At 62.3% G+C, this 19,495-nt stretch carries 24 protein-coding genes, 1 tRNA gene and 1 pseudogene; 8 read left to right on the top strand and 18 right to left on the bottom strand.

What is annotated here, in order from left to right; all coding sequences use genetic code 11:
* Positions 1–9: 9 nt before the first annotated feature.
* On the top strand, positions 10–1,257 hold the full coding sequence (locus QMG83_RS09040) for a glycosyltransferase (RefSeq protein ID WP_283505041.1): 1,248 nt from the start codon (positions 10–12) through the stop codon (positions 1,255–1,257).
* On the opposite strand, the gene QMG83_RS09035 is transcribed toward QMG83_RS09040, so the two are convergent.
* Positions 1,254–1,592 (bottom strand): hypothetical protein, encoded by a 339-nt coding sequence (locus tag QMG83_RS09035; protein WP_283505040.1) that lies wholly within the window; start codon positions 1,590–1,592, stop codon positions 1,254–1,256. The genes QMG83_RS09040 and QMG83_RS09035 overlap by 4 nt on opposite strands.
* A gap of 105 nt (positions 1,593–1,697) precedes the next feature.
* Here QMG83_RS09035 and QMG83_RS09030 point away from each other — a divergent pair.
* From QMG83_RS09030 to QMG83_RS09020, 3 genes are all read left to right on the top strand, one after another.
* Positions 1,698–1,771 (top strand) — tRNA-Ile (locus tag QMG83_RS09030).
* Between the two features lie 97 nt (positions 1,772–1,868).
* Positions 1,869–2,336 carry a hypothetical protein gene (locus QMG83_RS09025; protein WP_283505039.1) on the top strand — a complete coding sequence of 156 codons (468 nt, stop codon included), beginning with the start codon at positions 1,869–1,871 and terminating at the stop codon, positions 2,334–2,336.
* A gap of 73 nt (positions 2,337–2,409) precedes the next feature.
* Positions 2,410–4,374, top strand: a complete 1,965-nt coding sequence (locus tag QMG83_RS09020) for an AAA family ATPase (protein ID WP_283505038.1) — start codon at positions 2,410–2,412, stop codon at positions 4,372–4,374.
* Here the strand turns inward: QMG83_RS09020 and QMG83_RS09015 are convergent.
* The 10 genes and pseudogenes from QMG83_RS09015 to QMG83_RS08975 form a co-directional block, all read right to left on the bottom strand.
* The gene (locus tag QMG83_RS09015; RefSeq protein WP_283505037.1) at positions 4,371–5,582 is read right to left on the bottom strand and encodes a tyrosine-type recombinase/integrase; all 1,212 of its coding nucleotides are present in this window, start codon (positions 5,580–5,582) and stop codon (positions 4,371–4,373) included. The two genes, QMG83_RS09020 and QMG83_RS09015, sit on opposite strands and share 4 nt — an antisense overlap.
* 46 nt (positions 5,583–5,628) lie before the next feature.
* On the bottom strand, positions 5,629–5,901 hold the full coding sequence (locus QMG83_RS09010) for a hypothetical protein (RefSeq protein WP_283505036.1): 273 nt from the start codon (positions 5,899–5,901) through the stop codon (positions 5,629–5,631).
* 3 nt (positions 5,902–5,904) lie between these two features.
* Positions 5,905–6,162 (bottom strand): hypothetical protein, encoded by a 258-nt coding sequence (locus QMG83_RS09005; protein WP_283505035.1) that lies wholly within the window; start codon positions 6,160–6,162, stop codon positions 5,905–5,907.
* Positions 6,163–6,178: 16 nt separating this feature from the next.
* Positions 6,179–6,952, bottom strand: coding sequence for a recombinase family protein (locus QMG83_RS09000; protein ID WP_283505034.1), 774 nt, complete (start codon positions 6,950–6,952; stop codon positions 6,179–6,181).
* On the bottom strand, positions 6,949–7,323 hold the full coding sequence (locus QMG83_RS08995; protein ID WP_283505033.1) for a DUF4314 domain-containing protein: 375 nt from the start codon (positions 7,321–7,323) through the stop codon (positions 6,949–6,951). Before QMG83_RS08995 ends, QMG83_RS09000 begins: the two co-directional genes overlap by 4 nt.
* On the bottom strand, positions 7,320–7,769 hold the full coding sequence (locus QMG83_RS08990; protein ID WP_283505032.1) for a hypothetical protein: 450 nt from the start codon (positions 7,767–7,769) through the stop codon (positions 7,320–7,322). Before QMG83_RS08990 ends, QMG83_RS08995 begins: the two co-directional genes overlap by 4 nt.
* A 221-nt stretch (positions 7,770–7,990) precedes the next feature.
* Positions 7,991–8,623: a hypothetical protein gene (locus tag QMG83_RS08985; RefSeq protein ID WP_283505031.1), complete on the bottom strand. Its 633-nt coding sequence runs from the start codon at positions 8,621–8,623 to the stop codon at positions 7,991–7,993.
* 18 nt (positions 8,624–8,641) lie between these two features.
* Positions 8,642–8,791: pseudogene (locus QMG83_RS15460) on the bottom strand (hypothetical protein); the annotation flags it as partial.
* Positions 8,792–8,957: 166 nt separating this feature from the next.
* Positions 8,958–10,193, bottom strand: a complete 1,236-nt coding sequence (locus tag QMG83_RS08980; RefSeq protein ID WP_283505030.1) for an AAA family ATPase — start codon at positions 10,191–10,193, stop codon at positions 8,958–8,960.
* 37 nt (positions 10,194–10,230) lie between these two features.
* The gene (locus QMG83_RS08975; protein WP_283505029.1) at positions 10,231–10,881 is read right to left on the bottom strand and encodes a hypothetical protein; all 651 of its coding nucleotides are present in this window, start codon (positions 10,879–10,881) and stop codon (positions 10,231–10,233) included.
* 195 nt (positions 10,882–11,076) lie between these two features.
* On the opposite strand from QMG83_RS08975, the gene QMG83_RS08970 reads away from it, so the two are divergent.
* A complete protein-coding gene (locus QMG83_RS08970) occupies positions 11,077–11,220 on the top strand; it encodes a hypothetical protein (protein WP_283505028.1) in 144 nt (47 codons plus the stop codon).
* A gap of 82 nt (positions 11,221–11,302) precedes the next feature.
* Here the strand turns inward: QMG83_RS08970 and QMG83_RS08965 are convergent, their stop codons facing one another.
* From QMG83_RS08965 to QMG83_RS08945, 5 genes are all read right to left on the bottom strand, one after another.
* On the bottom strand, positions 11,303–11,521 hold the full coding sequence (locus QMG83_RS08965) for a helix-turn-helix domain-containing protein (RefSeq protein WP_283505027.1): 219 nt from the start codon (positions 11,519–11,521) through the stop codon (positions 11,303–11,305).
* A 257-nt stretch (positions 11,522–11,778) separates the two neighbouring features.
* A complete protein-coding gene (locus QMG83_RS08960; protein ID WP_283505026.1) occupies positions 11,779–12,354 on the bottom strand; it encodes a hypothetical protein in 576 nt (191 codons plus the stop codon).
* 69 nt (positions 12,355–12,423) lie between these two features.
* Complete coding sequence (locus tag QMG83_RS08955) at positions 12,424–12,873, bottom strand: hypothetical protein (RefSeq protein WP_283505025.1); 450 nt, start codon at positions 12,871–12,873, stop codon at positions 12,424–12,426.
* 12 nt (positions 12,874–12,885) lie between these two features.
* On the bottom strand, positions 12,886–13,137 hold the full coding sequence (locus tag QMG83_RS08950) for a hypothetical protein (protein ID WP_283505024.1): 252 nt from the start codon (positions 13,135–13,137) through the stop codon (positions 12,886–12,888).
* Entirely contained in the window at positions 13,134–13,355 is a 222-nt protein-coding gene (locus QMG83_RS08945; RefSeq protein ID WP_283505023.1) for a hypothetical protein, read from the bottom strand. The genes QMG83_RS08950 and QMG83_RS08945 overlap by 4 nt, the downstream gene beginning before the upstream one ends.
* Before the next feature lie 337 nt (positions 13,356–13,692).
* Here QMG83_RS08945 and QMG83_RS08940 point away from each other — a divergent pair, with 337 nt between their 5' ends.
* Positions 13,693–14,187 (top strand): HIRAN domain-containing protein, encoded by a 495-nt coding sequence (locus tag QMG83_RS08940; protein WP_283505022.1) that lies wholly within the window; start codon positions 13,693–13,695, stop codon positions 14,185–14,187.
* A gap of 393 nt (positions 14,188–14,580) precedes the next feature.
* Here QMG83_RS08940 and yczR read toward each other — a convergent pair whose 3' ends face one another.
* Positions 14,581–16,005 carry a MocR-like transcription factor YczR gene (yczR, locus tag QMG83_RS08935; RefSeq protein WP_283505021.1) on the bottom strand — a complete coding sequence of 475 codons (1,425 nt, stop codon included), beginning with the start codon at positions 16,003–16,005 and terminating at the stop codon, positions 14,581–14,583.
* Positions 16,006–16,167: 162 nt separating this feature from the next.
* On the opposite strand from yczR, the gene QMG83_RS08930 reads away from it, so the two are divergent.
* A complete protein-coding gene (locus QMG83_RS08930) occupies positions 16,168–16,989 on the top strand; it encodes an SGNH/GDSL hydrolase family protein (protein WP_283505020.1) in 822 nt (273 codons plus the stop codon).
* Between the two features lie 129 nt (positions 16,990–17,118).
* Here QMG83_RS08930 and QMG83_RS08925 read toward each other — a convergent pair whose 3' ends face one another.
* Positions 17,119–17,724: a hypothetical protein gene (locus QMG83_RS08925; RefSeq protein WP_283505019.1), complete on the bottom strand. Its 606-nt coding sequence runs from the start codon at positions 17,722–17,724 to the stop codon at positions 17,119–17,121.
* A 580-nt stretch (positions 17,725–18,304) separates the two neighbouring features.
* On the opposite strand from QMG83_RS08925, the gene QMG83_RS08920 reads away from it, so the two are divergent.
* The gene (locus QMG83_RS08920) at positions 18,305–19,483 is read left to right on the top strand and encodes a glycoside hydrolase family 26 protein (RefSeq protein ID WP_283505018.1); all 1,179 of its coding nucleotides are present in this window, start codon (positions 18,305–18,307) and stop codon (positions 19,481–19,483) included.
* Positions 19,484–19,495 lie beyond the last annotated feature (12 nt).

Here is a 19,495-nt window from a genome sequence, read left to right as displayed (position 1 = left end):
GTGTACAGCGTGTCTGACGCCCCCCGCCTCTCCCCGCACGAGGGAAAACCTCGACTCCGCATCCTGATTGGGGCAGATACTTTCTGGCCCGAGATCAATGGGGCAGCCAGTTTCATTGCGCGACTTTCGGCCGGGCTGGCAGAGCGTGGACACGATGTGCACGTCGCTGCTCCGTCGTACTCGAACAAGAAACTCGGCGCTCTGCTCGAGGAGCACGAGGGCCAGACGTTCACCGTGCACCGCATCTACTCATGGCGTTGGTACCCGCATCCCTGGCTTCGTTTCTCCCTTCCGTGGCGCATCAAGCACAACAGCGCCCGCATCATCGATGCCGTGAAGCCTGACGCGATCCACTTCCAATCGCACGTCATCATCGGAAGAGGCATGACCGTGGAGGGCCGGAAGCGTGGCGTTCGCCTCATCGGCACCAACCACTTCATGCCAGAGAACCTGCTCGAATACACGTTGATCATCCCTCCCTTCCTCAGGGAGAAGGCGGTCAAGGCGGCGTGGGGTGCTGCGGACCGCTCGTTCGGGCGCGCCGAACGTGTAACGACGCCGACGCGTAAGGCTGCCGAGTACCTCGAGGCCAACACCTCGGTAAAGAAGGTTCTGGCTATTTCGTGCGGCATCGATGCGCACAACTACACGCCAAATATGCAGCCGAGAACTGACAACCTCATCGTCTTCCTTGGCCGAGTGGTCGAAGAGAAGCAGATCGACAAGCTGATCAAAGCATTCGCTACCCTCGACCCATCGCTGGATGCCCGGCTGGAGATTGTCGGAGGTGGCGACCAGGAGGGCCGGCTGAAGTCGCTCGCTTCGCACCTGGGGGTGCGCGATCGCGTGAAGTTCAGCGGCTATGTGGAGGAGTCCTACCTGCGCAACGCCCTCACCCGCGCCACAGTGTTTGCGATGCCGTCCATTGCGGAGCTTCAGAGCATCTCGACCATGGAAGCCATGGCATCAGGACTGCCCATCGTGGCCGCAGATGCGATGGCGCTGCCTCATCTGGTGCACGACGGGGAGAACGGTTTTCTCTTCGAGCCGGGCAATGTGGCCGACCTCGCCGAAAAGCTCACCAGGGTGCTCTCGATGTCGCAGGATGAGATCCTGAAATTCAAGAACGAGAGCCTGAAGATTGTCGAGTCACACGACATCCAGCGCACGCTCGACACGTTCGAATCGCTGTACCGCGGCGAAGAGGTCGATGGAGACGTCGTCATCGCTCAGCCAAGGGCTGAGCCGGGCGCCTAGGCTTTGTTCGCCTGAGGAAGCTCCGATTCGGCGGTCTGGTTTTGTACCGGCACCTCGTTCGTGGTCATGATCTCCATGCGTGCGATGACTCGCTCGCGTTCAGGAGCCATGGCCGTTCGGCGATCGTCGCCCATGAAGTTGTTGAGCATGTCCGCTGTCGGGAATTCGAGGATATGAATTTCCAGCGGCTGGTCATCGGTGCCACTGGTTACACCGCGATACCGTATGTTCCCACCGTGTTCGATCTCCAGATCGACCACGCGATCAAGGTAGGTCGACAGATCAGTCTCCATGCCGGGGTGTGCCCAAAACTGAACGCAGCAAGAAATCTCCATGCCCAAAGGGTAGCGCAGTAGACAGCCTGTTCGACGGCACACGAAGGTGCCAGATTACGGCTCGCAGGCCTGTATCGTAGGTATCCGCCCGAGCACGTGGGGCTCGGGGCGGTAGCTCAGCTGGTTAGAGCAGCGGACTCATAATCCGTCGGTCATGGGTTCAAGTCCCATCCGCCCTACGAATGTTTACGGGGAAGTTGGGTGTCGGCGCTGCGAGGTCCCGGAGCCGATCCCGTCCAAATCCCGTCCGCGTTCGAGAACCGATACGGTTGCGGCATGTTCCGTCCCATCGCTCTTGCCGTCCTGGTCCTCGCGCTTGCAGGGTGTTCCGGACTCTCGTCCGCCGAGCAAGATGAAGCGCCTCGACCCACGCAGACCACCCAGCCGACGCAGGACGCCAGCCCGACCGCAGTGCCCGAGCCTGCACCAGAGTGCCTAATGATGAGCGCAACTTGGGTCGCCCACATTCAGGGATTCATGGAAGAGGGGTACACAGTGACTCGCGGCTCGGCGGTGCCGTCCGGTGGTAGATACTTCTCGGTGGCGCTCCTCTACACGTCGCCATCGGGTGAGGAGATTCTGGGTTCCTGGGGAGCAGGAGAGGACCCCTCGGGCGAGACAACGTCGATGGTCTTTCCGCTTGACGACGTGACAGCCTCGCACACGGTCGTCATGATGCCGGTCTCCAACGTGATTGCGGAAGCCGGGGCTGGCATCGGCGACGCGACTGCATGTTTGGGCTAAGCCCAGTCTGGGGGCATGGAGTGTCGCTGCCTGCCGATATCCTGAGCGTCATACAGGTATCGAGGGAGATCCAATGAAGTTGGTCGCTGTGACTATCCAGAAGTTCCGCAACTTTGTGGAGCCCCAACGGATAGAAATCGAGAGTGACGTCACGGCGCTCGTCGGCAAGAACGAGTCTGGCAAGACAACGATCCTAAAAGCTCTGCATCGGCTGCACCCCGCGAACGGTGACAGCAGGAAGTTTGAACTTGTCACGGAGTATCCTCGCTGGCGTCTTGCCCGCGATCGCAGGGCGGACCCGAACCTGCAAAATACGAGGCCCGTAAGTGCCGAATTTGCGGTCGAGCAGAGCGACATCGACGCACTTGACGGAGTACTGCCAGGCCCGCTTCTTCTTGACACCAAGGTGTTTGCGGCAAAGAGCTACGCGAACCAGTTTTATGTCTGGCTTGAAGCCGACTTGGCGGAAGTCATCCAGGCGGCGGGTGCAGATGCATCAATCGCCGCTCAGGAAATAGACGAACTGCTCGGCGAGGAGACGCTCGATGCGGCTATCGCGAAGTCCAAAGAGTTGGCAAAGGCGCTCAAGGAGCGAGAGCCCACCCGGGCGAAGGCTGTAGGCGGATTCGCCGGATCGGCGGATAAGTACCGCTATCAGGTCGAGCCAGCCGTCTTGGAGCAAGACCAGCTTGACGCCTTCGCTGCGCGCGTTCCAACCTTTTTCTACTTCTCCAATTACAGCGTCCTGCCGGGGGAGACAGACCTAACTGAGCTAGCAGCAACGGTCGGCGCAGGTACTGCACTCAGCGAAGAGAATCAAACTGTCGTGTCCCTCCTTGCACACGCAGGTGTGCAGCCAAAAGACTTCCTTGATTCGAACTACGACAGCCGCAAGGCCGAGTTGCAGGCGGCAGCCTCCGACCTGAGCCGCGAAGTGTTCAACTACTGGAAGGTCAACACAGACCTCGCGGTCATTTTCGGCGACGACAATGTGGCGGTTGCGAACCCTTCAACAGGAGGCACGGACAATCACCGAATCTTGAAGATCGAACTGCGTGACGCTCGTCATGGAGATGTAGAGACGAACTTCTCGACCCGATCCACCGGGTTCCAGTGGTTCTTCTCCTTCTTCGCTGCATTCAGTGAGTACCAGCACACTTCCAAGCCCGTAGTTGTCCTGCTCGACGAGCCCGGCACGAGTCTTCACGGCGAGGCGCAGAAGGACTTCGTTGACTACATCTTCAACGAGCTCGGCGCATCCAAGCAGACGATCTACACAACTCATTCGCAGTTCATGATCGATCCAGAAGTGTACGAAAAGCTTCGGGCGGTCCACGACAAAGCCACGCGAGAAGACAACGAAGGCGGCGTGGCGGTGACTCACGTGAGTCTCTCTGCGGACAGGGACACGATCTTGCCCGTCGAGTCCGCCCTCGGTTACACGATCAGCCAGCACCTGTTCCTCGGCTCGGGACCCCATCTCGCGGTGGAAGGCAGCAGCGACTTCATCTACCTCATGCGGCTCAGCTCTTACATGGAACAGAACGGCAAGACCCCACTCAGCCCTCGGCTCGCGATCATTCCAGTCGGAGGTATTTCCAACATGCCAGCGTTCGTGGCTTTGATGGGACGTCGGCTCAAGGTGTCCGCACTGGTCGATGGGAGCAAAACTGCGGCGACCCTCGATCGAGCGCGGAAGGCAGCCGAAGAGAATGGTGTCGATCCGACCACGATCGTCGCCGTGAGCGAAATCGATACCGCACTCCCGGCTACTGCAGACATTGAGGACTTGTTCGCGCCGGTCGACTACTTGAAGCTGTACAACTGGGCGTTCTCCCGCAACGTGCAGGAGTCTGATCTTCCTGCTACGCCGGTCCCGATCATCAAGAAGCTGATCGACCTGCACGGTTGGTTCGATCACGCTCTCCCCGCGCACGCGCTTACTTACAACCAGCCGGAGTTCTTCAGCACGATCAGCCCCGACACCGTCGAGAGGTTCGAGAAAGCATTCGTCAAGCTGAACGAAGCTATCGCCTAAGCCTCTCGCTGCAGCGGCGTGACCCGCGCGCTCGGGGAAGCGAGGCCCGCCGAGAAGCGAGCCATGTCGGCGTCCCACTGATCCGGGAAGAAGTGCAGATAGGTCTTGTAGGTGATCCCGGTGTCGGCGTGGCCCAGTGCTGCTGCGACGCGCTCCATCGCCATTCCGTGCATCGCCCACAGGCTCGCTGCGGTGTGTCGCAGGTCGTGGAATCGGAGCGTTGGTCGACCGATCGTTTCAGCGGCGACCCTGAACCGACGCCTGTAGAAGCTGTCGTAGTCGAGTCGCTTGGACCAGTCGAGCGCGCCACGCCATTCGCCGCCGCCTGCGTAGTTGCGTCCTGGCCACAAGGGCGCGCCGAGGTCGTCCCCGTGTGGGTGCGCGGCGAGATAGTCACGCAGGAGAGCTGCAAGCTCCTTGGTCATTGGAACGGTGCGCGTGGAGTTCGCCGACTTGGGGGAGTCCTCGATCCAGCCGTCCGGGGTCCGTACGAGTGTGCGCTGTACACGGATGCGGCCTCGGTGCACGTCCACGTCGCCCACACGCAGTGCCACCAGTTCCCCGGCGCGGAGTCCGCAATAGGCACCGACACGCACCAGCAGATCGTCCGGGGCGGATCCCGAGAGCGCTTCTGCAAGCGCCTCGACCTCTGCACCCGAAAGAAACTGCGGCGCGAATTTCTCGGTGTGCTGGACTCTCGGAAGCTCGGTGCCAGTAGCGGGGTTATGCACGATCATCCGGTGCCGCAAGGCGTAGCGGAAGACCTTGTTCGCCGCGATGAAGGCGTGTCGAACGGTCGACGGGTGCAGGCGCGAGCCACCGCGTTGTTTCTGTGTGGACGTCAGCTGGGCAATCCACTGCTCCAAATTCGCGGAGGTGATGGAGGCGATGCGGCGTGTGCCGAAAGTCGGGAGGACGTGCCGGTCGAGCATTTGCCGATACCCTTCCTGCGTGCGCACCTTGAGCCGCCCGGCACTCGCAGCCAGCGCTGCCTCGGTGACCTGCGCGAAGGTCTTGGACTTTCGCATGAGAGGCGCGGTGGTCTGTCCGTCGCCGAGGTCGCTTTCCACTCGCAATGCGAACCGTTCGGCCTCGCGCTTTACAGTGAAGGTCTGCTGCACCTTCTTACCGCCCGGCAGTCGCCAGTGCACCTCATAAGCGATTCCGTTGGACGAACCTTTGCGGGGAACTTCTCGAACGTGTGCCATGTTGTGCTCCTTGGTGGGATTTCGGAATTGGGTTGAGATTTCGGAATTAGTACTCGCCGGGGATGGCTCGGTCGAGAACGTGGCTGTTGGAGAACCGGGAGAGCATCCAGGACTTCTCGCGATCGTCTTGCCAGACGTACTTGCCGTGGACGATGACGCCGTTCTGGTGCGTCACTTTCGCGATGCGGAATGGGTGGTCGGGGCTTTCCATGACGACGTCCCCCACCCGGAGCGCTCGCGCCTCGACACGCTCGGTGTCGGGTCGGAGGTTCCAGGCGGTGCCGAGAGTCTTGCGCTCGGGCAGGGGACGCGTTCGCATGGGTCAGATGACAGCGACCGCGCGGCGGAACTCGCGGGTGGCAGGGAGCTGACCCAGAACGCGCGGCGCTGCATCGCTTCCGGCGTTCGCGCTCTTCACACGGACCAGGACTCGACCGTCTGTGGACGGAACCAGTTCGGTGACCGTGGCGGGATGGGTTGGGACGGCCAGTCCAACCGCCCGGCGTTCGCGGAGAAAGATGGAGTCTCCGACGGCAAGCGCGCCGACGGTGACAACGGTCCCTGGGGTGTAGTTCGACATAGCGTTTCCTTACTGATTAGGCGGCATGTGCCGCAGGTTCCTTGGTGAGGTTTGTAGGGGTGATGGCTTCGGACAGGTCCACATCGGCGATCTGCACAAGCGGCACTGGCGGGCGGGACAGGATGCGACTCACGACAGGGCTGGACCAGCCGCCGCCTCGCTTGGTCGGATGGTTTTCCTCGGCAAGGGTGACGGCAATCTCGGCCATCGTGCAGCCGGTCAAGCGCAGCTCGTGCATGCGTGCGAGGGCGAGCTGTTCAGCGTGGACGAGGTGCAGCATGCCGTCCTTCGCGAGATAGCCGTAGGGTGCAGGCCCGACCGCGCGACCGCCTTGTGCTGCCTTAGCCCTGCGGCCGTCGCGCATGCGCTTCACAACCATGCCTCGGTCTAGTTCGGCAAACACACCGGCCATCTGCCGCATCGCGGTGCGCAAGGGGTCGTCGGGGTCATCGCGCAGGACTTCGCCTACGTCCGCAGAGTGCAGCGTGCGATTCGCCGTCCAGACTTGCGCGAGCACGGCCTCCTGCACCGTGAGCGAGCGAGCGAGACGGTCAAGCCGCGCGACTAACAGCAGGTCCACTGACCCGTCCTGCAACGCCGTAAGGGCATCCATGAGCCCTTCGCGCTCGGTGGCGTCTAACATGCCCGACACACCCTCGTCGCGGAACGTGGCGGTGATGTGAAGACCGTGAGCGTTGGCATATGCACGGCACGCTTCTTCCTGAACGTCGAGGCCGAAGCCATCTAGCTGACCCACGGATGACACGCGAAGGTACATGACGGCGTTCATCGGTGGCCGTCCTGTTCCTCGATCTGGATGTTGAGCTGCTGTATCTGTGAACGGACCGCCTCGATCTCGGCACGTGGCGCGTTGCTATCCATGAGTTCGGCAAGCTGCATGCGGAGCCGACCGCGTCGAGAGCGTGCATCGGTCGTGCCGGTCATGCGCTGCACGTCCCAGCGCGGGTGCAGCGAACGCCACTCGTCCTCGCCGGAAATGAGCCCCAACGTCTCGCCGGTGTCGAAGCGCACATGCACGGTGCCGAGGTCGTCGACGTGTAGCACCGTGCCCATGGTGTTCGGCTGCAATCGCGTGTGCTCGTCCGTGGTGTGTGTCAGCGCTATTCGCGCGCCGGGTGTCGTCGGCTGGTCCGTGCTCATGCCTGCACCGCGTCGACGTGATTGGTCTCGGCGATGACGACGGGCTGACCGTCGTTTCCCGTCGCAGCGATGGTCGAACCGGCCTTGGTGGGGCGCTTCGGCGCAACCTTTTTGGGTGCGGCCTTCGGTGCTGCTTTGGCAACGGGCTTGTCCTTAGGCTCAGCGGTCTTCGCAACAGCGGCGGCTTCACGAGCGGCCTTCGCCTTGGCCTTGGCAGCGTCGGCCAGTACCCTCGCGGCTGCTGCGTCGGCAAGCTCAGCCTGTCGCTCAGCGCTCTTCTGCCATGTGCCTCGGAGCTGGCTACCCAAGTAGACGCTGAGGGCGTCGATCTTGACGCCAGTCTGGCCCTCCAACCAAGCGGTGTATTCCTGAATCGTCGCGCTCACCGCGGTAGGCACGCGGTGTGCGAGGGGAGCGGTGGTCTTGTTGTTCTTCGTCGTGGTCATCTCGTGTTCCGGTCCTTCGGTTGGTTTTCGTGGGATGCCGCCGATTCCGTAGAACTGGCGGCGAGGGCTACTCAACTCCAGCGCGGGCGAGAAGGCAAATAGCTGGTCAGAAGCCAAATTCAGCCGCGTCATTGGGTGGTCGCAGGGCTGGTCGGGACGGTGGGATGGGCGCTACTCCCAGACCCCGTGATTGCGTTGGGGAGCGCCCATCCTGCTCATGCCTAGGACCGATCCCGCTTTGAGCGCCGCTGGCCCATCGTGGCCTCGCTGGTCCTGGCACGCCGTTTCCCGGAGTCGTCGCCACCCTCGACAGCCCTCTTGGCTGCCCGCTCGGCATCGTCGTGGCTCGCCCCAGCGTCGAGGGCGGCGAGGTACGCGGCCTTGCCCCGGCTGTCGGTTGAAGATGGCGCTTGGGCGAAGGCCTCGGCTTCGCGGCGCGCGCGCTCAGAGACGCTCATCCCGCCCGACCGCATCCGCTGAACCTCTGCGCGACGACCCTTCTCGATCACGGCTTCGAAGTTCCGGTCGCCACGTGTGCGAGCAGGCGGGACGCCGTCGATGTCGCGGGGCACCAGCGGGCTGTTGTCGTCCTCCTCGATCACCTCCGCATCGACAATGTCCAAGTCGCTCATGTCGAGATCCATCGAGATGATCGAGCTGATGTCGGAGAAGTCCCGCTTGGTAACTCCGACCTCGATGTTTTGTATGCCCGACAGGTTCGCTCGGTCGAGCAAGTCCTTCACAGCGGCGAGCTTGACGTTGTCTGCAACCTTCTTCGAATGGATCATCTCGATGAGCTTGGCCGCTGCTGCATCCGCGCTCATGAGGATGCGGACCTGTGCGGCAGCGCGCACCTGAGGAGCTGCCCCGCCGTGCGCTCGGCAGACGTTTGAGCCTTTGATGGGTGGTCTCTTACATGGGAACCCAGCAGTAGTCCGTGCACTGCATGTCACAGCAGGCTTCCGCCCGTCCTTCCAAGGTGCAGCTTCACCCCTCGGTCGATCGTCCTTCTTCTTCGTCATGTCGTCTCTCCAACTTCTGTTTCATGCGTCGATGTGGTGTTCCTAGTGGTCGATTGGGTCGTGTTCTCCCGAAGAGTGCGCCGAAGAGTGCTGTGTGCTCGGGGAGCGCACTCTTTTGGTTTTACTGAGGAGTTCGCCGCACTCTTCGGGGAGCGACGCGCACCCTTCATTTCGGCTCCTGAAGAGTGCGCGGTGGTGCCGCGGATTCTGAGAAGAGTGCGCCGTCCGTGGTCACAGCGCTCTTCGCACTCTCTTCGGCGAACGACCACATCCACGGGCCGGTCATGCCGACTTTGCTCGCGACGATCTGCGGTCGGCACCGCGCTCGGGCGCGCTTGAGTTGGTGCACCGAGAAGCCCTCGATCTTGCCGTCGTCCTCAGCTTGCTTTGCCGGTACAGGACCGGCGCTCTCGGTCATGTAGTTCATGAGCCATCGAACGACCTCGTCGTTCACGGGAACGCGGTTGATGATCTCGCCGACAGACGTGCTGGTCTCGCCGATCATGTTCACCTTGGCGACATGGGCGAGCTCACCGTCGTCCAACTCGACCACGGTGTCCACAAGGTCGTACTCGAGAGACATGTCTCCGAAGTCGGCGTAGTTGCCCTTGTCCTGCGTCATTACGACGTGGCCGGATTCCTCGTCTTTGGCGAAGAGCATCACCGAGCGCGCCGCGTCTCGATATGCATGAGACCCGGAGACCTTGTCGCTCGCGGCCCCTGCACCCTTGTTGAAGTGCATGATGCCGAGGATCACCGAGCCGGTCTCACCGGCGACCTTCGCCAGAGGGTCGAGCACGGCGCGGACGATCTCGCGCTTATGGTCGTCGCCGGAGACGGTGGACGTAATCGGATCGAGGATCACGATGCGAGCGCCCGTGTCCACGATCGCGTTGCGGACTGCCTCGGTGTCCTCTGGGAGAAGCGGAATGCGCTCTCCGGTCGCTGTATCCACGCTCGACTGGATTGTGAGGGCGCCGAACCGCGCCATGTCAGCACCCGCCGCCGTGAGGCGCGGCTTCATCTGCGTCTCCCAGTGATCCTCGACGGACACGTACAGCACGACCACGCGCTCACCTTGAAGGTCACCCGGCAGACGGCCATGCTGTGCCTCGACCGCGAGCCAGATCGCGAAGGTGGACTTGCCGACACCACCACGACCGGCAAACAGACCGACAGTTCCTATTGGAATCCGGTCTTGCCAAAGGAACTTCTGCCGACGCGACTTGATGTCGTTTGCGAACCGAACGATGGCCTTCGAAGGCTGGTTCTCGCGCAGTAGCAGGACGTTTTCGGGGATCGACGATTCGCCGGTCTGTTTCCGGCGGGCGCGCGCCTTCTGCTCCCTTGGCACGAACGGGTCGTCATCGACAGCTTCACTAGGGCTATCGATGGGTTCCATGCCGCCGCCTTTGAGCAACTTGAATGAGCGGGTTCCGTCAGAGGACATAGCGAGCCCTCCGGTTATCGGCAGGGGTCCACTGCGCTGCGCATGCGGCGAGGCGAGCGGGGCTCACCCGAACGGCCTGATCGACGGTGTAGCCAGCGGCAAGGTGATCCGCAATGTCTTTCAGACCGCCCCACGGACCGCGTGCGCGCCGGAACTCGATGATGCCGGGGTAGCCCAGCCGCAGTAGGTGGTCATGCCGCATCGCCGCATCGTGCGCGCCGACCTCCGGATGCTCCACGTCCTTGTCGACCCAGAGCACTACGCGCGGTGCCTCGTACAGCCATGCCATCTGCTCGACCGTGACCTTGTTGGCTCCTTGGTGAACGCTGGTGGCCGCATAGCCCCGCTTGATGAGTTCGAGTGCGTCCTTCTCGCCCTCGGTCGAGTGGATCGTCTCACCTGCCCGGGTGGCTGCGAGGGTGGCCGGCAGGTTGAAGATGAGCCGGTCTGCGCCCTCTGGCTTGCCAAAGCCGCCGATGCCACCAAAGGCGTTCGGGTTGTAGTACTTGAAGGATTTGGTCCGACCGCCAGGACCGGGACTATCGATGGCGTATCTGACCTTCTGGAAGACCAGGCGCCCGCGCTCGTCGGTGAAGTCGTACCGACAGACTTCGCGCTTTCGCCGTGCTGTGTCGTTCATGGGGAGTGCTACTTTCGTGGTCGCTCTGCGGAATTGGTGCATGAGCGCGTCGTTGCCTTGGTGGGCGCGCGGGCTGGACGGTTAGCCGGTTCTGTCAGGCCTCCGACCGGTTGGGAACCCTTCGCCCTGTGCGCAGGGCGTGCAGAACTTGGATTCGACTCGCATGACGTAGCCCTCAGCGCGAAGGGTGTACCAGTGCCTCCAGATGTTCGGGGTGTAGACGCGACAGCGGTCACAGGTGCGCCCTTCGACGGACTCCTCGTCCTTCACGCCGCCATTGAGGCCGCAGATGACGACGGAGTCGCTTCCCGCAAACTCGTCGCGAAAGCGGTCGCGTAGGGCCTCGAGTTTCTGAACGAGCCACGGTGACATGTCGGCTCGCGAGCGCACTGCCAACCATCGAGTCGATGGATCGCGCATGTCAGAGCGCCGTTTCGTCGTTGGAGTGCTCGGCTACAAACCCTTGGACTTGGGCAATGGTGTGCCGAGCCGCCGCGCCCGTGATGCGGACGGACTTGAGCTTTCCGGATTGCCGTAGTCGAGCGACTTGTCGGGGAGTAATGTGCAGAAGTTCAGCGACTTCGGCGGTGTCGAGCAGACGACCGGGGGCGGCGGGATGCTCAGGATTGATGTTTTGCAATGCAGTCTCCTTGGGGAGCTGCGCTTTAATGCAGAAAGGGCGCACGGTTGGGAGTCGCCACCTTCAAGTCGAAGGTGGTTCTCCACTCGCCCGTACGCCTGTACTCCTGAGGATTCAGCGTGAGCAGACTCGAACTAGTCGAGGCTGGGTATGTCGTAGTGGTGCTGCATTTGGGTCTTGCTCGTCGTCTTCGGTTCCGTATGTTCTCTTGCGTTTCGTTTCTTTCGCGAGCCGCTATGACCGGTTCGCTGTTAACGCTACTCGATCAGCTGGGGTCGCCGCTGGGCGGCTGAGGAGACTGCCCTTTGCGCGTTCAAACGAGAACCTTCGAACTTTGCAAGTGCGGCCGAAAGGCGCAAGGTCTCGAAAGACCATGGATCGTCGTCGCGCGGTATTTCGCAATACCACTCGACGCCGCCGGAGTTCAGCGCGTCGGTTGCGGCGATGAGCGCCAGACCCTTGCGCGGGATGCGCGTGAGCGGGTCGCCGTTGCGACGGTAGCCGTCGACGCCGGTAGGGAAGTAGGTTCCCTCCAGCCGCTTGGCGATCCACCACGCCGACGCCTTGCCGTCCTGCCATCGCCAGCGAGCCAGCCTGAGGCAGGCTTCCGTCACCATTCCTCTGGTGGTGAGATGCATGTCCTCGATGGGCGGTGCGGTGTAGTGGAGGGTTCCGATAGACACTGCTGGAAGACGCAACAAGGGCGATCGCCTTCCGTCGAGGTCGAACTCCGGCTCAGCTTCGAGATCGCGATTCCATGCCCGCGCGAAGTGGTCGAATGGGCCGAACTGCGGCGAGTAAGCCCGCTCAGGTAGCGTTATTGGTAGAGACATGTCGTGGTGTCCTTTCGTGGTTGTTCAGGTGGTGGCCCTGCAGGTGAATCTGTAGGGCCATCGTCATGTTCAGCTGATGCGTCGACCAGCCACGATGGCGGGGTACTTGCGACGGATGTTGTCCAGCGATCCATAGGGGTCCGAGACCTTCCCGGCGTGATACTGGGCGTCGGACTCCACCTTGGCCAGCTCGTTTATGCGCGTCTGCATTCGGTGGCGGATCGATTCGAAGCGCGCTGCGTGCTCGGGACCGGTGCTGGTGCCCGCCCGCTCGATGTCGGTGCGCAGACCGCTCATCTCTGTCAGGAGCTCATCAGCCTTCGCGAGTAGCGGCTCGCCTGAGCGGTGGACAGCCTCGGCGGACTCCACGAGACCGTCCTCGTGCATGGCGACCAACTGGCGAATCTCGTGCTCGCGGTTCGTCACCGCCGTCATCTCGGCTTCGGTGTTCGGGTAGCTCGCGTTGCGTGCTTCCAGCCTCAAACTGTCTAGGGAAGTGCCCGTGAGCGGGTTGTGCATGATCGCGTCTCCTTAGTTCTTGCGGTGGGTCTTAGCGGCGGCGGTGATCCGCTGTCGCGTCGCGGCGAGCTTGTCGGACTCTGAGAACGCCGATTCGAACTCTTCGGTCAGCGAGTCCAGTCGCGCCTGGAGCTGCTTCCGCAACGCTGCGGCGTCTGCCGCACGCTTCCTGAGCCGGGTCTGGGTCGAGGCCGTGCGGAGGGGGTATGGCGGTAGGCCGGTCACCGGGTCAGGCTTGGTTCCCCACGCGTTGTGAATGGTCATCGTGTTGTCTCCTTCTGTGTTGGGTGGGTGACAATCGAAGTTGTCGTGTGGTCCGCCAGAGCGAACGCCGCAACGTACTGGCTCAACGCTCGACGTATGTGCGACGCCTTCGCTTCACCGGTGGCTTGCGCCAGACTGTTGAGCGCCGCGTCGTCTGTCTGAGCGACGCGGGTCTTGAGCGTCACCATTTCACTGGCGAGCACCTTGGGTCGGGCCATGTCAGCTCCTTCGTTTGTCGGGGTCGTTAACTAAGCCTCGCTCGAAACGACACAGCGCCGCTTGGCTTTCTGAGAATCCGTCAGAATCCGATTTCGCGAGGTTGCAAGGGCGAGTCTGCAAGGTCATTATTTGTGAGCCTCGCTCTCACCCGCTCGATAAGCTCGGCCCATGGGATTCTGGAGCACGGTTAAGGAAGTGCTGGCTGGTGGCACGAGTACTGCGCCTCCTGAAAGCCCATCGCCTCCTGCTCCTGCAACTCCGCCAGCCGCTGACCGGAGAGCAATCGCGGCAGAGATCGTTGCGGTCGAGAAATCAACTGGTCGGTCGCTTTGGGACGTGGGCATTGAGATTGCAGAGCGCCACGGTCTCAGCGTCTTCGACGTTCATGACGAATACATGAAGGAAATCGACCGACTCGACCGGCGCGAGGAAGCGCTGGCGAATCCGGTCAAGGCGGAATCGGTCGAGCCGATGTCGCTAACGGTTCTGGACCTTCGCGAGCTTCCCTCTATCCGAATGCGAATTAAGGGTTCGGCGAACTGGGTAACAGATGCGGAACGTGGAAAGGTCGGCGGCACCGAGTACCTGCTGGTGCGCGAGCCGAACAACCGTCACGACACGAGCGCAATAGCGGTGCACGGCAAGGGTCGGAAGGTTGGGTATGTGTCGGCGGCCAAAGCTGCCGCCCTCGCACCGCTCCTGGACCCGTTGCCCTTCGACGCATTCCGAGTCGGTGGCACCTCAGTGGTCGAGAACAGCATCCGGCTATGGGTGGATATCCCAAAGGTCGTGGAGCTGCGCCAGTTCCTCAAGGCAAGGGACGCGGGCTAGACCAACCCCGTGCACCGCCGTGGCGAGGATGGTGCGTAACGGACGAACGGAGCAAGAGAGGCCAACCGGCCCAACCCGACCCTCCGACCACTGAGCGCCCAACCGAGTATCGGCGCAGCCATCCCGTGCCGCAACATGTGGAGAGAGCGTCGAGAACCCGGCGAAATCCCGTCGGACCGCGCCTGACCAAGGCCTCGCAGCGCGTACCAGTGACCTCCGGTGACGGACCCAACTTCCCCTGAACTACGGGGACGATGGGTCTCAGTGGTTCGGAATGGTGTGCGCTGGTCAGGGGTGGTAAGCGCCATCCGACGCGCTCATAATCCGTCGGTCATGGGTTCAAGTCCCATCCGCCCTACATACTCATTGCAGGCGCCGTCGATGTCGACCCGCTCAAGAAGCGTGGCGAGCTGAGCGGCCGACAGGTTGTGGCAGATCGCGTCGAGCTTCGGCGAGGATCGCGATGGCGCGCGTGATGTCGGGAGGAGGCGCAGTTATGGGGATGCGAAGTTTCAGTTCGAACTCGCCGTTGAGTCCGAACCAGGGTCCGGCGCCGATCAGCAGGCCCCTGGAGCGCGCGGCAACCGTGAGCGCAGAGCTGATGGGTGTGTTGAGGTCGATCCACGCGGCGACGCCACCGGCGACGGAGTGTAATCGGGCTTCGGGCAGATGCTCTTGTAAGGCGGCACGAAGCGCGTCCGCGGATTGGCGGTGAATGCCGCGACGGTAGGCAAGCACCTCCGGGAGGTTTTCGATCATTTCGGAGACCGTTAGCTGATCAAGGACACTGACTCCAAGGTCGTAGGAGAATCGTGCGGCATGGAGGCGGTTGATGTGTTGCTCGGCGGCGCGGATCCATCCCACGCGCAGACCTCCCCAGATGGTCTTGCTCGCAGACCCGACGCTGATCACCGTCTCGCCCCATTCGTCAGACGCTCCAAGTGGGGCGATGTGGGTGTCACCGTTAAGGGAGAGGTCGGCTGTTGTCTCGTCCGCGACAATGAGCATCCCGTGCCTCCGGGCGGTGTGCACGACCTTCTCTCGCGTCGCGATCGACATGCTGCGACTTGTCGGGTTGTGGAAGTCGGGCATGAGGTACGCGACTCTGGGCGATGACAGGGCGACCGTTTGGGTGAAGTGGGTCAGATCCCATCCGTCGTCCCCGTCGACAATGGTGGGCACAAGTCGGGCGCTGACGGCGCGAAACGCTTCATTCGAGTGCGGGTAGCCAGGTGTTTCGACGAGCACCCGGTCTCCGACGCTCACGAGCGTGCGGGCGATCAAAGAAATCGCGCCGGCTGCTCCATTGGTAATGAGGATCTGGTCGGGCGAAGTGGGCTGACCCGCCGTAGTGTACTTATCCGCGATCGCCTCACGCAGCGATGGCAGGCCAGCGAGTTCGTAACCGTCCGTGCCCAGCCTCGCGGATAACCGCTGGAGCGCCCGCTCTGCAGCAGCGTATAGTCCCGGCGCTGCAGCCGAGGTGGCACGGCTGAGATCCAGAAGATCGCCCGCGTGGGGTATCGGGATGTCTCCGGTCATCCCAGGAATCGTTATCACCGTTCCGGACCCTTGCCTGCTGCGCGCATATCCCGTTTTTCGCAGTTCTCCGAGCGCGGAGTTCACCGTGGTTCGGCTCACGCCAAAGTGCTCGGCCATTCGACGCTCCGACGGCAGGCGCATGCCGGCCTTAATGCGTCCGTCGATCGTCAGGAGGCGAATTCGCTCCGCAAGTGCCGCGTAGTCGCTGCTCGCTTCAGCGCGCCATTCCCCGAGCTGTTCGGTGAGGTGATTCAGGGGAATTGACGGTGACGCCATGCGACCAGTTAACGCGGATTGGTCTCTGTTCGGAAGACCAAATTTGTGGTCATATGAACCTCTATCAATGAGTTGCACCCACGAGCGGGGGACCAAATGCACCAGACCACGAGAGCTGTCGGATCCCGCAACGAGTTGGGAGCACGGCCCTCTCGTGCAGGAATGATCGGCGTGGTGCTCGCTGTCATCCTTGCGGGGTGTGCCGCTCCGAGCGCGCCCACAGCGGAGTCGGCGACCCCGAGCGCGACCAGTTCGCAGCGCACGGTGCTTGCCATCGGCGACTCAATTCCGTTCAACGCCGAGGGGGACTGTCCCGGTTGCGCAGGTTTCGTCGATACCTACGCCGATGAACTCGCGCAGTCGAACGACGAGCCGTACCTGGTCGTCAATCGTTCACGTCATGATGGCGCTCAGACCGCCGACATCCTTAGAGAGCTGCAATCAGGCTCCCTTGACGCGGCGCTTGGCGACGCCGTGGTCGTCATCGTCTCTGCGGGCTTCAACGACCAACCGCCATATGCCGATGAGGGCGAAGCCTGTCGTGCGGAACAACTCGTCACGGACGCGGAGGTCTTGGCCGCCGTGATCGCGACATCCACTGAGTGCATTACAACTCAGACGGCATCGACTGGCGCGGAGTTGGCGGGCGTGCTGGACCACGTCCGCGAAAAAGCGCCGGAAGCCTCGATTTTGGTTCTCACCGCATACAACGCCTGGTCGGGGTGGTCGGTCCTCGAAGCGGAACAACCGGATGTCCGAGCGAGCGTGAATTCCACCATCGCCAGCGGCCTGATCGCATGGCGCGCCGAAGTCTGCAAAGTGGTTGCTGTGGTCGACGCCCAGTGCGTTGATCTGCTGGAGCCGTTCAATGGACCGGAGGGGACGACTGCCGCCGGCAGTCTGCTAGCGGACGACTACACGCACCCCTCGCAGGAGGGGAACGACCTCATCCGCGACGTGCTTCTGGACGCTGACCTCCGCTAGGCCAGCGAATTGTCGGAGGCGTTGGGTTAGCTGCGTTGGCTTTGACGGTACGGCCTCCTGTCGCTTCGTGACGTTGCGCGAAATTCGAAACCGGCCGCGCACGTCCCGTCCGCCCTACGAGATCCACCTTTAGCTTTTCACCCGAGGGTTCATTGCCGCGAACTCGGCGAGTTTTTCGATCATGGCCGCGAAGTCAAGCTCGAGGGCTTTCCTCACCTCCGTGGCGTCGACAGCACTCGGAGGTACCGGGTGAAAGAAGAAGCTCTTGGTCGTGTTCCATCCATTCAGGTCAACGCCCATCGGAATCTTGGGCAGCACCTCAGCAGCGCCAGCCTGATCCGCGATGGTATTCAGCACTGCCCTCAGACGGTTGTACGGCTCGCGGTCTGCGGGCGAGATCTCGACCCACCCAATTCCGCCACCAAATACTGCGATCATCAGGTTCGTGGGGTCATCCGCCGTTCCGCGCTGCTCAATCGCGCCGATCATGTCATCATCCAATTCTGGGATAGGGGGTGGTTCGAGGAAAAGTGCGAAAGCGCCTCCGGCCGGCGCAACGAAGTCGATCTCGTTGTCGCCGATGTGGTCAGTCCACCCGGCATACGCGTTGCCGCAGAGGACTTCCATCTTTGCAATGGTCGTGAGGTGTGACGTCGAGTGCCGATCAGACTCCTGCAACCACACCGGCGTCGTCCACACCTCGTCTTCGCCGCGTTTGCCAGTAGCGATTGCCACATGACCGCTCGACCCTTTCAGGGGGTTCGGAAACCACACAACGGCACCCCGCGGCGGGTTCCTGTCGGCGTGCTTCCCCTGTGAGATGAGAAACCCGTCATTCGCTGTCCCAAAGTGATCAATGGGGATGAGATCAAAGTTGGCGAGCACAGCCCTCATACACATCAGATCGCCGACCTCGCGCTGTTGATCATCAGTTCCCACAAACGAGAACGGGATATGGGGACGACTCATCGCCACCCTGAGCGCTTCTGCGCCGGATCTCATCAGCCCCCCTAGATTCGGAGGATGGGCGGGTGGGCCTCGAGGTTGCCGCCCGTGCTGCAGTTCAGTCCGAAGGGACTCGTGAGACTAATGCCGTCCATATGAACACCTCACAACAGTTCAAAGAGGGCTCAGAGCCGATGGATGGCGCGGCCCTCAGATACGTAATACACCTCCTGGAGCGTTGCCACAAGACCCAATAATGCGTGGGCTGCGACGGCAACTTCCGGGCCGCGCAGGCCCTCGCTTTGGGGTAGCCCCTTGCTCCCAGGGCGAGTTCTACTCAGGTATTTTGGAACATATGGGGTCTCGCGCATTGGCTGTAGCAGTCGCAGTAGCTTTGGTGCTGCCGCTCACGGCATGCAGCGCGATTGGTCTGGCCTCGCCGGACAGCACCGGGGAAGTTGCTCGCGCAATCCTGCCGGCCGCTGACATCATTCCCGAAAGCGGGGCCCTGTTCGGAGTCAACCTCGACTGGGGTGTCGAGTCGCTTCAGGAGTTCAGTGATCGATTGGGGCTCGAGCCCGCGGTCGCAGTCTCCTTCACGCACCTGCCGATGAGCGAGACTGACCTCGTGAACGTGCGGGGAGCGGCCGACCAGGTTCGGGCGGGCAACGGAACCCTGCTTCTGACTTTGGAACCCCATGCCGGGCTCGCGGTGGTGACCCCAGAGATTGCTGGCGAGGTGGCTACGCTGTTGGCCGAGTTCAACGCATCCGGAGTGCCCGTTGTGGTGCGTTTTGCGCATGAGATGAACGGATCCTGGTACGCGTGGGGGCAGCAGCCGAGCGCGTACATTGCCGCGTATCGCACGGTCGCCATGGCTGTGCACCGACTCGCCCCAGGGTCGTCGATGATGTGGGCGCCGAACTACGCCGGGGGATATCCCTTCACCGGTGGCTCATTCGCGGCCGCTCCGGGTTCGGCAGACTACGCCGCGCTCGACACGTCCGGCGACGGTGTGCTTACTCTCGACGAGGCTTATGCGCCCTATTACCCGGGCGACGACGTCGTGGATTGGGTCGGGTTGTCGCTCTACCACTGGGGCTCGGCCCACCCCTGGGGTGAAAGCGAGATTCCAGAGGCCGGAAAATTCGCGGCACAGCTCACCGGCACCTACAGCGGCTACGGCGGCGACGATACGTCGGCTCCTGACTTCTACCAGACCTATGCCGTTGAGCACGGAAAGGCGTTGGGGATTCCCGAGACGGCCGCATTGGTCGTTGCCGACGGTGATCCCGACCTGGAGCGGTCCATCAAGCAAGCGTGGTGGCGGCAGGTGTTCTCGGAGGAGACGGCGACGCGATTCCCCCAATTGCACATGATCAACTGGTTCGAGTGGAACAAATTCGAGCCAGAGGTCGGGGACGACGTCGACTGGACCCTTGGCGAAACGGATGATGTGCTTTCGGCCTTCGTTGACGACCTGCCGGCGTGGGTGATCCCGGCCCACCTGGGCGAGGGAAACGACTCAGCGAGCTCAGGACTGGGCTAAACCGTCGAAGAG

This window comes from Salinibacterium sp. G-O1 (assembly GCF_030063305.1).
Lineage (GTDB): Bacteria > Actinomycetota > Actinomycetes > Actinomycetales > Microbacteriaceae > Rhodoglobus.
Note: the sequence above shows the minus strand (reverse complement) of the source record. Positions and strands in the feature narration are given on the sequence as shown.